Raw genomic sequence first — 13,983 nt, forward strand, 5'->3', positions numbered from 1 at the left:
TTGTCGTGATTCACAAAATAAACAAGGAGGTTTCGTTTTTAAAAGTTCTCCCGAAAAATTCGGGATGACTCATGTTTGATTAATTTTCAGCGAATGCCTAATAGTTAAGTTATTTTTAAGATATTCCTATTTTCATTTTATTAGATTAATACAAACCTTATTTACTTTAAGCACACCTCAAATAAAAATCATCTACATGAAGACTCTCCCCTACCTATTGGCTATACTCATTAGTTCTTGTGTACAAGAAACCTATATTTCTAGTCCGGCTGACTATCCTTACTTTCACTCACCCAATATTCTGGATAATTTTCGAGAAGGTCAAACCCAGTTTGAAACCCCAAACATGATATTTCCTGAAAATCAAATCTTATTTTTTGGAACTCTTTCCGATACTATCAATTTAAACCTGTACAAAATTTCACTAAACCAACATTTAGCCAGTAATACGCTTATCAAAAAGAATGACGAACCAGAAGGGCTACAAGTTACAGTGTGTCCAACACAAAATATGGCGATGTTTGCAGATTATGATTCCATTCCGCCAGCCCCAAGGTTCAGAGAGAATAGTTCAGAGATTGATAGTCTTGCCACGCTCAAGGATTACAATAAATGGATTTCTAGAAAAAGAAATTTAATACAGGCGATACCAGTTTTCATTTATAATTCAGGAATTAAAACGATTTTACTAGAACAGCAGGATGAAAAACTGACGATGATTCAAGAAGCCAAGAACGAAAAAGGAATTTGGAGACCTATAGAATATTGGATCTTTCCTCGGTGTGGTTATAACCGCTCTCCTATCGAATTGATGTCGAATGGTTTAGTCTTTACTCGGGTAATTAGATACAAAGGAAATTTTGCCACTGACCTTCGATTAAAGCTAAGGAGCAATCTGCAAGTATATTACTCCAATAGTTACCGAGGGACAATCCATAAAAGTCAATTCAATTTGCCAGAAAGAATAAAGCGAAACTATTCAGAAGATGGCAAACTTGACAAATATGCTTCAAATATGTTTTTTCTAAACTATTAGATATTTTTACAAGAATAATTCTATTTTAAAATATTTTTATCCAAAACATGACTGATACGATTATCACAAACGACACCAAAGCAAAAATAAAAAGACTAGCCTATTATCAAATAATCGGTGGAGGCGTAGGCACACTCCTATCAATATATTCAATCATCAAAAGCGAGTCACCAGCAAGTTATTTCTATTTATTATCTGTAACGCTTATAGGGTTTAATCTATTCACTATTTTTTCTGGTCAGCAATTAATAGTAGGTAATGTTAAAAGAGGACTTTTACTTTCATTATTCATTCAAATACCACAAATTATCAATTTTACTATCGCTGGTTTTGGATTCACTTTAGTTTCAGGATTTCTTATTTCGATTGGCATTGACTATACTCAATCATTTAAGCTCATCATGAATAGTGATTTCTCAATGATTTCCCTCAATTGGAACTATAAAGATGAGCTGATTATCTTTAATATCAATATCGTGGCAGCCTTCTGGACTGTACAAATTGTAAAAATTCAAGAGGAGATTAAATATAGAGAGAGGTTGCTTGAGGGGTTGACTTTAGAGCAGAACTAGCATAACATTACATTGAAATTGTGTATTTTAAATTTAACATTAATGTTTTGAAACTTTATGAAACCATTTTTGAACAGTATCAAAAGTCTACCAACAAGTCTTAAGATTACGATAGGATTGAGTCTATTTATATTTATCATTTCATTAACACAACCCTCCTTTTACGTAGAGCATGTTGGTGACTCAGATGGGCTCAATGATAGTTTTTTCCTCTTTTTATTTGGCTGGATGAGTTTTTTAGGTGGAGCTTATATTCCATTTATAATTTGGTTAGCCAATCCTGTTTTTTTTCTTTCAATTATCTGGACGATTAACAATAATGCTCACAGTCTAAAAGCTGCCTTATATTCTACCTCCGCTGCAATCCTATTCCTTCAACTTGATACAATTATGACTAGCGAGTCAGGGAGTACATCCAAAATCATAGCTTTAGGTATCGGATATAAGCTTTGGCTTACATCATTTCTTATCTTAACTATTGGTCTGATAATAAATCTATTTTTAATGAAAAGGAGTACCTTTTAGGAAAGAGTTTTATCTATTAATTACTGGTAAAATACATGAAGCAAAAGCTAGTCATTCTAATAGCAATCTTACTAGTGTATATTCAGAATCAATGACAGAAAGGGAAATAATCATCTACAAAACTCGACCGAGGCTTATTCTTTTGAGTATAACACTTTGTGGTTTTGCCTGTTTTCAGCTTTTAAGTATTTTAATAATCAAAAGTGTAAACACGCAATTCAGCGTTTTATCTATATCATTTATTATATTTTTTGAAACGCTATCGTTAACCGCACTGTATTATTTCCTTACCATGCGAGGGATTAAGCTTAGCGGAAAAACACTTTGTGTTTATCATTTGAATCTACCAATGAGGGAGGAATTCAAATTTGAAGAAGTAAGGAGTCTACTTCAAACGAAAGAAAAGGTTATTGTCAACGAGGGCATATTTTCGAAATCAGGCTGTAGTTTTTATCATATAACAACTACAATACTGCTCAAAAATGACAAAGTAGTTAAGCTTTACAGTATTGGTGAAATGGATTTTCAAGAATTAAACAAAACCTTTCGTAGGTTGAGACAGAGTGAAGGTAAAATCAAAGTTCAACAACAGCATAGATTCTTATATCTATTAGACAACTCATCTGATGTATTCATGACAATTCTTTTCTTATTTATAACCATCGGACTTGGATACGCCCTTTTGTTTGGTTAGTTTTTACCTGCTATTAAAATTACAGATCAATTTTTAAATTCTCAACAAGTGACAATTTGGCTACTTTCATTTTTCTTCCTACTATTTCAGTCGCTGGTGCTGGATTCCTATGCAGTACTTTTTAATTATTCGTCCTTGAACTGTCTTCAAATTATAGATATAATTCCAAATAAAACCCAACCTACCTATGCTATCAAAAGAACAAAAAATCGAGAAACTAGAAGAATTTATAAAAAGAGATAAATTCTCCGAAGAAGCATGGAATCAACGAGGGCTTCTTCCATCTAGTGATGAAATGAGTCAAGAATTGAATGCTTTTTTTAACATTACTGCTCAAAAACTCATAAAAAATATTGAAAAAAATAGCGCATCTAAAACACTCCAAAAGACCTTTAATTCACAGTTAGCCACGTTGGAAAAGGATGATTTTGATACAGAAGAAAATGAATTCGTCTGTGATTTATTATATGAATTAGCCTCGTTGGTAGAAGTAGAAATTAGTGAAGATTTGAACAACTGGCTCTATGGATCCACCCTTGACACCATTTCATACTTACAAGAAATGTTTGAGTCTCAAAAAAAAGTGGAAATAATTGAACAAGTATGTACTAAATGTAGTAGTATGATTGAGTTCATTATCAAAGACATAAATGACCATAACGCACAAACAGACTGGTTGGTTGCGGAATGTGTCACTTGTTTAGAGCTAAATTTAATTCCGACTGGCAAAAATATTAAGCTACAAAATTACGGTACTTATCTAGTAAAAGAGCAGCTAGATGGAAAGGACTACAACCAGCATCAAGCTATTCAACATCTTGAACAACTCAAGAAAAGTTCCAAATAATTCATTGATACAGCTTATATAGATTCCCGTTATTTTGAAAATAAAATAAGAACCTTAACTATTAAATCCTCATAAATCCATTCCTCCTCATGAAGTATTTTTCTATTTGCCTCTTCATCCTTATTGCCCCATTGGCTTTCAGTCAAAATAGCCCATATACTGAAGTGTTAAACTATTATCAAACTCATCAAAATTTTAATGGGACAGTAATTGTAGCAAAGGAAGGGAAAATAGAATTTCTGGGTGGAACTGGGCTTGCCAATCGAGATACTAAAGCGAAGATTACCAATAACTCAACTTTTAGAATAGCTTCCATTACCAAAGCATTTACGGCTGTACTGATTTTACAACTCTATGAAAAAGGCAAATTAGAGTTGAATGTTCCATTCGGTAAATATTTTCCTTCCTATAAAGGCAATGCGAAAAATGTAGCAACCATCGAAAACTTGTTAACCTACAGCTCAGGTATTCCCGACAAGGGGGCTAAGTTAGACATGAAACCCTACGAGAAACAGTTGAAACTTGATGATTTTATCAATCTGTATTGTAGTGAAAATGTTGTCGATAAACCAGGAGACAAAAGCATCTACAGCAATGTTGAATACATTATTCTAACCAAAATAATTGAGAACATTACAAAAAAGCCTTACGAAAGGGTTCTCCAAGAGCAAATTCTGACACCGTTAAAAATGACTCATTCGGGAATGATTCATACTCAAGATTATCCAAAGGGACTTGTGACTTCCTATTCTGTTGATGACAGCACCAAGGTTATTACAAAAGATAAACCTTACTTTGCCGAAAATTACTTCGGCGCAGGTGCGATGTATTCAACAGCTGAAGACTTATTCAAATTTGATCAAGGGATTTTTCAAGAGAAGTTACTCAAACCCGTAACGACTAAACTCTTACTCAAACCCAATCCCAAACTAGGCAATGTTGCCTTTGGTGTATGGTATGCCGATGGATATGGAACATTTAGCAAACCTTTTATTTATCGTACTGGCGGAATTTTAGGTGCAAGCTCAAACTGGATACATTCGCTGGAAGACCAAAGATGTATTTTAGTTTTGAATAATACCAACGGGACAAATCTGTACGGAATGTCTGAGCAGTTGTATTTGGTAAGCAAAGGTGAAAAACCTACCATTAAATAGCATGATGAAGATAAAAAGAACTTAATAAGTCTTTAAAGATGATGGAATTTATCCAAGAATTAAAAAATCGAAACGAAACCTTATTCTATTTTGGTCAAATATGCCTTGGGGCTGGGATTGTATTTTTGGTGCTCTCAAAAATTTCTCCTCTGAAAATCTATGGTGTCAGCGCATGGTACAAACCTTTTAAATTTGCCGTATCACTGGGTGTATATTCATGGACTATGGCATGGTATTGTCATTATTTACCCAATTTTAATTTAATCTTATTCAACTGGACAGTAGTAGTATTATGGAGTTTTGAACTCATTTATATTGCCTTTCAAGCAAGTAAGGGACAACTTTCACACTATAATTTATCGACTCCAGTTTATACAATATTGTATGGTTTAATGGCAATTGCGGCAACTGTAGTCACGCTTTACACTGCTTATGTTGGATTCTTATTTTTCAATGATGACTTCCTATTAATACCAACCTATTACCTATGGGCAATCCGATTGGGGATTATTCTCTTTGTAATTTTCTCTTTTGAAGGTTTCGCCATGGGCTCACGACTCAATCATAGTGTAGGAGCGCTTAACGATAACTCAAATTTATGGATTATTGCATGGAGTAAAACAGTTGGGGATTTGCGAGTTGCACACTTTATCGGAATGCATGCTTTACAAGTACTGCCAATCGTTTCCTTTTATTTCTTAAAAGATACCAAACTTACCATTGGACTCGCTCTTGTATATGGTCTTCTTGCTTTAAGTACTCTTATTCAAGCTTTACAAGGCAAGCCTTTTCTAAAAAGCTTCTTATAACTTTATCCCTTTTTAGATACTTTGTATTCTTTGGGTCAATGAGATAGTGGATTTCTCTTTGACCCAATTTTGTTTTTATAGCTTGTATCGTTTCCAACAATATTGAGCTTTCTTTGAAAAGAAAAAATTACTTTGTTAAATTGTAGAAAGTTGTCCAACATGAACCTCTAACCTTCAAAATCCAGATGATCTCTTTCAAAACAACTATCACTTTTAGCCTTTTTACACTGTTATCTTCTTGTTTTGGACAATGGAAAACACAAGAAAATAACTCAGCTCCTACAGTGGTAAAATCTTTTAAAACAACTGGGTTAGCGCCAGATTTTGATACCACTTTAGTAAGTCAATACATCAGGAGTATCTTTCAAGATTCAAAAGGGAATTTGTGGTTTGGCACCATTGGTGATGGCGTGGTACGCTATGACAAAAAAAACTTGCAATATTTTTCAAACACAGAGGGATTTATTTCAAATAGCGTTTTTGCCATAAATGAAGACCATCAAGGAAATATATGGATTGGAACAGACCAAGGAGTCTATCGATACGATGGTAAAACCTTTCGAAACTTTAATCAAAAAGACGGACTCGAGCATTTAGATATCAGTCGTAGAAGTATCCTTGTAGACAAATCTGGTAAAATTTGGGTAGGCACTCATCGAGGCGTGTATCAATATAATGCCGAGGCAGACCAGCAAGGGAAGCCAAGTTTTAGCTTATTTTCATTACTACCAGAAATCAACACAGCTGATATATTTGAAGATAAAACTGGAAATATTTGGTTCGCTTCCTCCAATCAAGGAGTTTTTAAATATGATGGAAAAGCAATCACAAATTTTAATGAAAAAGCCCAATTAGGAGAAAACTACGCAGGAGGAATTGCGCAAGATCCAGCAGGCAATATGTGGTTTGTGTTCAAAAATGGCATCTGTAAATATGACGGTAAAACATTTACAGAATATACCGCTAAAGATGGCTTAGGAGGAACTGAGTTTTGGGGTATATTAATAGAGAAATCTGGGATAATCTGGATTACTGCCAGAGGTAGCACCACTAGATTCAATCCATCCATTCCATTACCAAACCCTAAGGCATTTAGTGTATTCACTTCTGCGGATGGATTTACTTGTTGTGTACAAAGTATGTTCCAAGATCAATCAGGTCATGTATGGTGGGGTACTGGTCAAGGATTATATAATTTTGATAAAACAAGATTTTATCAGGTAAAGCGTAATGGACCTTGGCAAAATTAGGTATTGCCTTTGCTGGATTCCTAGCCAGCTCCGACCAGTTCACCCGCTGGTGCTGGATTCCTATCCAGCACCGACCATTTCTTAGGATTCTATCCGATTGGTATTGAAATAATTATTTTGCCGATTCAATTATAACTTCATAAGCTACTTATTCTAAATTAGTGCAGAAATTAATACTTCTAGCAAATAAAAATTGACTCTTAACCATAACTCAAATGAAAATATTTCTTACACTTAAACATTGGCAACTATTCGGAATCTCCTTCGGGTTACCAATCATTTTTCAAATCATTGCACTAGTATCAATTTTTGCAAGTAAAACCCCAGCTAACTTTTTTTATATTTCTTATCTCTTCCCGCTTTTGACACTTGTATTCATGGGTACGTATTTTGGTTGGTTTTATGCTGTTGGCTCTAATTTGCACCAAAAATTACCTTCCTCTGTAAAAATGAACCTAATGCTCTTCAAAACCTTTTTGGTTTTCCCAGTCGTTTATATTGGATTTATATGCTTTTTTATTTTTAACATGAGTCAGTCGGTTGAGCCCAATTCCATGATTCTGTTCATGATATTTCCTCTTCACTTATTTTCAATGTTTTGTGTATTCTACTGCATATATTTTGTTGCAAAAGTTATAAAAACTGTAGAAAGTCAAGAAAAGGTAAGTTTTGGTGATTGTTTGGGAGATTTTTTTCTGATATGGTTTTTCTTTATTGGAATTTGGGTCATTCAGCCAAGGATAAATGCGCTATCACAAAACGATATAGCTTAACAATTTATAATACTGGGGAAACTATAAAGTTATAATTACGGGTGTGTATTTTTCAGTTTTAAAACTGCTGAAAAAATCAGTCCAAGACTAAGTCTTGAACTAGATATAGAAATTTATAGATTTTAAAGTCAAGCTGCTATGATATCGTACGAGCAAGCGAAAATAATCGTTGAAAACTATGTCTCTAACTTAGAGCTAAGCCTTATTGATGACACTTTAGTGGTTATTGAAACTCAAACCATTGAAAAACCTTTTGCTTGGGTTTTTACCTACACCTCCAAGCGTGTATTTGAAACCAATAATGTAAATTTTCAGATAGCTGGTAATTCATTAGTTTTTGTAAACAAGTATTCTGGCAAAATAAGTACTTACTCAACTGCGTTCGATTTGGACACTCTCCTTGTAAAATACGAAGAAGAAAACCATATTTGGAAATTAACATTAAAGGAAATAGATTCACTTAGTCAAAAACAACTCCTTTTCTTGAAAAGAAGCTTAAACCTTGATTTAACACAAATCTCTAGAATAATTACTGATAAAGTTCAAGATTTACAATGTGGTTCACTCAATCGACTAAAGGAATTACAAGAAAATTTATTGGAATGCGATATAAGAACTGAAATTATGATTAACGTAATTTCGTCATTTCGTTAAATACATTTGAACATTCAGATAAAATCAACCTCTTACGCCAAAATCTTCCATCAAATCATTTATGAATAAAGCACCACTCCTTTTACTCCTTTTTTGTCTATTGGGTTGCCAGAAAGACAAACAGCGTCCCGAACAAAAGATATTTGACAGAATCCTATTTGTGTATCACTTAAAACAATCCGTAGAAGCAAATACATGGATGACATTCGACGATCCTCAATACGATGTGCCATTAATATACTTCACTGATTCGAGTTCTTATGTGGCAAATCCTACCGAAAAATTCCTCAAAACTTTCAAATCTGAACTCGTATTAGAGGATGGCACTATCAAAATTTACAAAACTCAAAAAAGAGTGGATGACTCTCCTTTTCACATGGAGACAGGCATGACTTTGGGCGACCCTACCCCTGATTTTAATTACCATTCACCTTTCATGATGTGTAGTAGTTTTGAAGAAACCGTCAAAACTATTCCAGATGTCGGCTCTACGGATGAATGGACAACTATGATTATTCACGAATATTTTCACGGTTTTCAGTATAAGCACAAACCTTATATGGATTATTATGAGAACGAAATCGTACAGATCCAACCAGATAGCTTGACGACTTTCTACAAAAAACTCCCTTGGTTTAAACAATCAATCGATGCCGAAAACCAGTTACTACTCGATGCAATTGCCGAAAAAGATAGTATCCAAACAAAGAAGCTAATTCAGGCTTTTTGGAATAAACGAAAACAAAGAAGAGGGCAATTTCAACAGAAACATAAATTTAGCCTTGACAAATTTGAAAAGTGTTATGAAACCATGGAAGGCACTGCCAGATATGTTGAATTTTCGTTATACAAGGATTTTGCTACTAGAAAACCCGATGAAAGTTTGCTAAAATCTGATAGCTCTTTTAAATCATTTGCAAAATTCAAGAACTATAATCTTCAAAAGGATAAGTGGTTGTACTTGACTGACAAAACTACCTACTTTTACGCCACTGGTTTCAATATGGCTCGCTTATTAGACAAACTAGGTATCGAGTACAAATCAAGACTTTTTAAAGATGGTAAAATTTCATTAGAAGATATTCTGAGAGAACAGCAGTAGTGCCACCCAGTCCAATTTAACACCTGATTATTTCGTATTTTATTAAAGTATTCAAATAAATAATATAAAACCTTTTCACACCAAACCATGGGAATTTTCGATCAATTTTTCAAAAAAAACCAAAACACCGAAAGCAATCAAGAACCATCCGCCTTCGATATACCTATTTCTGAACTACAAAAGGCTAGAGAAGGCACTATAAACCTAGGACAAAGTATTTTCCCTGTCATTAAAAGAGCTGATGACCCAAAGATTAATATCAATTCGATTTCTGCAGGAGAAATTCTTAAAGACCCCGTCGCAGAAGAAATTGTGGTTTGCTACGTAATAGATATGGGGGAAAATTTTGAGTTTATAACCACAAGGCATCTCTTGAGCTTTGGACTAACCTTTGATGATATACGTGACGCAGGCAGACGAAATCTCATCAACCGAGTAAATGAAGATTGTAAAATTTCGATTATGGATTATTCCTCGAGCAATCCTGCCATCAAGCCTTTTTATCGTTTGGAATTTGATAGTAATCTGAATCCTTCCATTATGCTTTTGGATGAATTTTGGGAGTCGAGTATCAAAGAAATTATTGATATTGATACCATTGCGGTAACAATCCCAGCGAAAAATATTATTTTCTTCTCCGATATGAAAGTGATGGAGAGTTTCAGAACGATGCGTCCAATTTCAAAAAAATTCTACGAAGCCTCTATATTAGATCAGGTAGAATTATCAACCAATACCTATATCCGTAAGAACGGAAAGTGGATTTTATTTCTTGATACGGATGAACAAATGGCTGAACTTTGGTAGTGATTTCAGCTAAAAATAAGCTTTATTCTTATTAATAACCGATAGATTAATTGGCATATTTTATCAGATAATTTTGCTTATAGGAAGAAAATATGCTTTTGGGTCAACTATTTCAAATATTCGTAAATAGTTCTATCTTTCCATGCCAATAAATATCGATTCTTCTAATCCAACATAATTATGCTAAGCCTTGATTTCAAAGTGGTAAAATTTATCCTAGTCTTCAATATCGTTATGCTATATCATGGATTAGCATTAGGACAAAAAAACGACGTCTGGATACGCTACCATGATAAAGCCAAGAATTTATACGGCTACAAAGATTTAAAAGGTAAAATTAAAATTCCTGCCAAGTTCGAAAAATTTTTTACCCAAGCTGACTCATTTTACAATATCATCTCTGTAAAAGAAGAAAATCTGCATAATTACAAGACCTATTATCTCTTAAAAAATGGGAAAAAAGTTGGTTTAGACAGCTTATATATTTTAGACTATACTGTTGATTGTGAAAGTGAAGGGAAAATCCGATTCCAAAACAGGAAAAATGACAGAATTGGTTTTTTAGATAAAAATGGGAAAGCCGTCATTCCTGCCATTTATAATTATGCCACTCCGTTTTATAATGGTGTGTCCAGAGCACTTATAAATGCAAAACGTGCATGCTGGGATGAAAAGGAGGATACACTAAACTGTGAACATCTAGGTTGGAAAGGAGGAATCCAAGTTTTAATTAACGATAAAAATGAGATTTTAGCGGATAGTCTTCATAACCTTCCAGATAATATTAATTGGTATTCATTAAAAACAAATCAAGCCGACTTAGACACCAATATTTGGTTTACCATTAAGGGAAAAAATGGGAATACCTATTCATTTATAGACTATCAAAAAGAGTTCAAACATTGGTTCGAGACGAAATTTTTATTCGCTCTAAAATCATACAATCAGGAGAATTTGAGAAGGCTGTTTTTTTCAGGTTTACAAATTAAATCAGAGAAATTAGGTACGAGTAATTCCCATCAAAAAAATTTCAATACTTTTATTCGCAAAATAGTTACACCCGAACGATTTCAAGCCAATCTCCTAAAAGAAATCAATATTATGAATGGAGATTTAATGTTCGTCGACATAGAAAAACCTGTTTATAAAAAATATCTAGACGCTTGTGGGCGCCACCAAAAAGAGAAGTTTCCTGCTTTCTTAATTGCCATAAACTACTATGTAAAAAGAAAAGAAGCACTTGATCTAACGAGTATTTCCAAGCTAGATCCAAATTGGAAACCATCAGAATTTGATATCAATTTTGAACTTGATTATCAGGAAAGATTTGAATTTCTTAAGACCAAAGATGGATATAAACTGTTTGAGGTTTATGTAAAAAACTGAATAATGAGATAGAAGCTGTTTAAACTTTCGTAAAATTACTTGCGTCAGCAATGAATTTATACTGTTTGAGCGAAGCGAGGTGGGACGCCACTCCGATTATAAATTCTTGATTTTTTTGCGGCCGCCGCTGCGGTTACTTTTTGTATCAAGGCGGGAACGCCTAGTTAAAAAGTAAGGCGAAGAATAAATCAATATAACTGTTTTTGAAAAGTTTAAACAGCTTCATAGTCAAAAATAAATTAACCGATAAACATTATTACTTACTATGACTTTAACATATAGCTTATCTGAAGATGACTTTCTCAATAGTCAGATATTCATTATAAAGAGCAAAGGAACTTTTCAAAAGTTCAGACAAATAAGTATGATAACAATTACCGTTTTGTACATTATTACAGTTAGTTTTTCTTTTTACTTTAAAAAGGACTTCTTTGGATATACCATGATAATAATTGGATTGATAACACTTATCGCTTTTCCTACTTATTATAAGCAATCATATAAAGAAAGATTGAGAACCCAGCTAAGAGATTATGTAAGTAATAAGTTCGACATTGAATTTACAATAGTACTTACTGAAGATTATTTAAGGTCTTTTTCTGAAGATTGTGAAACAAAAATAAAACTTCAACAAATCGGAGAAATTGTTGAGGTCGGCGAATATTTTTACTTGAAATTAAAAATTGGAGATACATTTATCATTCCAAAAAATCCAGTTGAAAACATCCAAGATTTGCAGTCAGAATTAAAGCAAATCGCACAAAGATTTGAAATTGGTTATACCACAGATCTTAATTGGAAGTGGTAAACCACATTCAATGATTATTTTTCAGACGCACTTCCTAAAGCTTAATTTGATTTGATAGTATATCTCTAAGCAATCCTTTAAAACAACCTCTTTTTACACCACAGCAAATGAAATATTTACTTTTTTCAATCACTCTTCTCTGTGTTTGCAAACAAGCACAATCTCAAACCAACTGGATCAGCAAAGAGGATAGTTTAGGAAATCTATTGTTTAGGGAAACGAATGTTTCAAGACACGATCAACAAACTTGGCAGTTTTTTGTAAAAGAGACAGGGTATATTTCTCCACTCAATCTTAAGCAAAGGGTGGCAAACCAAGTGAATGATAAGAATATAGATACTCTTCCTCGACTAAAAAAAACAGTGCTACATCTGCTAATCTCAGACAATCAGAAAAATCTGCTAGAAAAATCTTCGGATGGCTTAAAGCTGTATATCTTTAATTTTTCGGCTAAGCAGGTCGCAGTCCCTAGCATCGGTACAGCTCCACAAGGCTTAATCGAGTATATTTATGTAGAAAATAAATGGATAGCTCTAAGGAGAAAAGCAGGATGGCTCTGTCGTAAACCACTTCCAAAAATTCATTTTCTACCCAATGCTGTTAGTTGCTATAATATTTCACCTGTCAATCAGGAAAATGGTACAATCTCTTTGAAGTATAAATTTATGATGACTTACAATAATCAGTCAATAGAATCAAACCAAATTACTATAAAACTTTACCCAAATCAATTGCAAAGGCTTTTAGAAGAGAATAATATGCCTAAATAACAATAGGCACATCGCTCTGGAGGCAAGAATCTCCTTATATGCCACAAAATCTAACAATCTCACAACAAGTACATTACAAGGACAAATTTATTCTTCCAGATGATAAACTAGAATTAAAAAAATTTACTCTTTAAATCTCATAATGAAAAATCAAATGATGAATACAAAACACAAAATCAGACTTTAATACATAAACAAAGAAGATAAATTTAGATCTTCCTTTCCACTTTTTGCAATGAAAAAAATAAAACTCTCTAAATTATTTCTATATATCGCAACTATTATTGTCATAGGGTTTTGTATTCCACAGAACCTGAGGATGCCTGTTGAAGGAGCTGCCAAAAGTAGCTATAACCAACAATCATTTTGGTATTACCCATGGGGAAAATCTGTTACTCATAAGGGAGTTGATATTTTTGCTAAAAAAGGCACAAAGGTTTTTTCTGCGACTAATGGTATCGTGTTATTTCAGGGCGAAATTCCAATTGGTGGGAAAAATCATTTTTATACTCGGACCCAAATGGAGACTTCACTATTATTCACATTTAGAAAAAACTACTGTTCATATTTTAAATTTTGTAAACCATCAAACCATGATAGGGACAGTTGGAGATTCTGGAAATGCATCTGGGAAAAGCCCACATTTACACTACTCTATTGAAACTATTATTCCATATTTCTGGAGAATTGATAAAAGTCGGCAGGGATGGAGAAAAATGACTTTTTTAGATCCAACTGTATATTTGAACGAATATTTTTCCAGAAAATCAAAGAATTAGACACTTATTCAACA

Annotated in this window: 16 protein-coding genes; all 16 read left to right on the forward strand. The window is 33.5% G+C overall.

The window, feature by feature from the left end; translation table 11 throughout:
- Window positions 1-196: 196 nt before the first annotated feature.
- The 16 genes from GVN22_RS19680 to GVN22_RS28450 all read left to right on the forward strand — a co-directional run bounded on the left by GVN22_RS19680 (window position 197) and on the right by GVN22_RS28450 (window position 13,969).
- A complete protein-coding gene (locus tag GVN22_RS19680) occupies window positions 197-1,036 on the forward strand; it encodes a hypothetical protein (protein WP_166552723.1) in 840 nt (279 codons plus the stop codon).
- A 47-nt stretch (window positions 1,037-1,083) separates the two neighbouring features.
- A complete protein-coding gene (locus GVN22_RS19685; RefSeq protein ID WP_166552724.1) occupies window positions 1,084-1,608 on the forward strand; it encodes a hypothetical protein in 525 nt (174 codons plus the stop codon).
- A 57-nt stretch (window positions 1,609-1,665) separates the two neighbouring features.
- On the forward strand, window positions 1,666-2,133 hold the full coding sequence (locus GVN22_RS19690) for a hypothetical protein (RefSeq protein ID WP_166552725.1): 468 nt from the start codon (window positions 1,666-1,668) through the stop codon (window positions 2,131-2,133).
- 91 nt (window positions 2,134-2,224) lie between these two features.
- Complete coding sequence (locus tag GVN22_RS19695; RefSeq protein ID WP_166552726.1) at window positions 2,225-2,827, forward strand: hypothetical protein; 603 nt, start codon at window positions 2,225-2,227, stop codon at window positions 2,825-2,827.
- Between the two features lie 187 nt (window positions 2,828-3,014).
- Complete coding sequence (locus GVN22_RS19700) at window positions 3,015-3,674, forward strand: DUF4844 domain-containing protein (RefSeq protein WP_166552727.1); 660 nt, start codon at window positions 3,015-3,017, stop codon at window positions 3,672-3,674.
- 89 nt (window positions 3,675-3,763) lie between these two features.
- Window positions 3,764-4,831: a serine hydrolase gene (locus GVN22_RS19705; RefSeq protein WP_166552728.1), complete on the forward strand. Its 1,068-nt coding sequence runs from the start codon at window positions 3,764-3,766 to the stop codon at window positions 4,829-4,831.
- A gap of 38 nt (window positions 4,832-4,869) precedes the next feature.
- Window positions 4,870-5,640 (forward strand): hypothetical protein, encoded by a 771-nt coding sequence (locus GVN22_RS19710; RefSeq protein ID WP_166552729.1) that lies wholly within the window; start codon window positions 4,870-4,872, stop codon window positions 5,638-5,640.
- 185 nt (window positions 5,641-5,825) lie between these two features.
- The gene (locus tag GVN22_RS19715; RefSeq protein ID WP_166552730.1) at window positions 5,826-6,890 is read left to right on the forward strand and encodes a two-component regulator propeller domain-containing protein; all 1,065 of its coding nucleotides are present in this window, start codon (window positions 5,826-5,828) and stop codon (window positions 6,888-6,890) included.
- Window positions 6,891-7,105: 215 nt separating this feature from the next.
- A complete protein-coding gene (locus tag GVN22_RS19720; protein ID WP_166552731.1) occupies window positions 7,106-7,663 on the forward strand; it encodes a hypothetical protein in 558 nt (185 codons plus the stop codon).
- 138 nt (window positions 7,664-7,801) lie between these two features.
- The gene (locus GVN22_RS19725; RefSeq protein WP_166552732.1) at window positions 7,802-8,317 is read left to right on the forward strand and encodes a hypothetical protein; all 516 of its coding nucleotides are present in this window, start codon (window positions 7,802-7,804) and stop codon (window positions 8,315-8,317) included.
- A gap of 61 nt (window positions 8,318-8,378) precedes the next feature.
- Window positions 8,379-9,419, forward strand: a complete 1,041-nt coding sequence (locus tag GVN22_RS19730) for a hypothetical protein (RefSeq protein WP_166552733.1) — start codon at window positions 8,379-8,381, stop codon at window positions 9,417-9,419.
- Between the two features lie 87 nt (window positions 9,420-9,506).
- The gene (locus tag GVN22_RS19735) at window positions 9,507-10,226 is read left to right on the forward strand and encodes a DUF1444 family protein (protein ID WP_166552734.1); all 720 of its coding nucleotides are present in this window, start codon (window positions 9,507-9,509) and stop codon (window positions 10,224-10,226) included.
- A 180-nt stretch (window positions 10,227-10,406) separates the two neighbouring features.
- Window positions 10,407-11,612 (forward strand): WG repeat-containing protein, encoded by a 1,206-nt coding sequence (locus tag GVN22_RS19740; RefSeq protein ID WP_166552735.1) that lies wholly within the window; start codon window positions 10,407-10,409, stop codon window positions 11,610-11,612.
- Between the two features lie 265 nt (window positions 11,613-11,877).
- Window positions 11,878-12,420: a YcxB family protein gene (locus tag GVN22_RS19745; RefSeq protein ID WP_166552736.1), complete on the forward strand. Its 543-nt coding sequence runs from the start codon at window positions 11,878-11,880 to the stop codon at window positions 12,418-12,420.
- 107 nt (window positions 12,421-12,527) lie between these two features.
- A complete protein-coding gene (locus GVN22_RS19750; RefSeq protein WP_166552737.1) occupies window positions 12,528-13,190 on the forward strand; it encodes a hypothetical protein in 663 nt (220 codons plus the stop codon).
- A gap of 452 nt (window positions 13,191-13,642) precedes the next feature.
- Entirely contained in the window at window positions 13,643-13,969 is a 327-nt protein-coding gene (locus tag GVN22_RS28450) for a M23 family metallopeptidase (protein WP_370520455.1), read from the forward strand.
- The last annotated feature ends 14 nt before the right edge of the window (window positions 13,970-13,983 follow it).

This window comes from Cellulophaga sp. BC115SP, from assembly GCF_009905545.1.
Taxonomy (GTDB): Bacteria; Bacteroidota; Bacteroidia; order Cytophagales; family Spirosomataceae; genus Flectobacillus; species Flectobacillus rivi.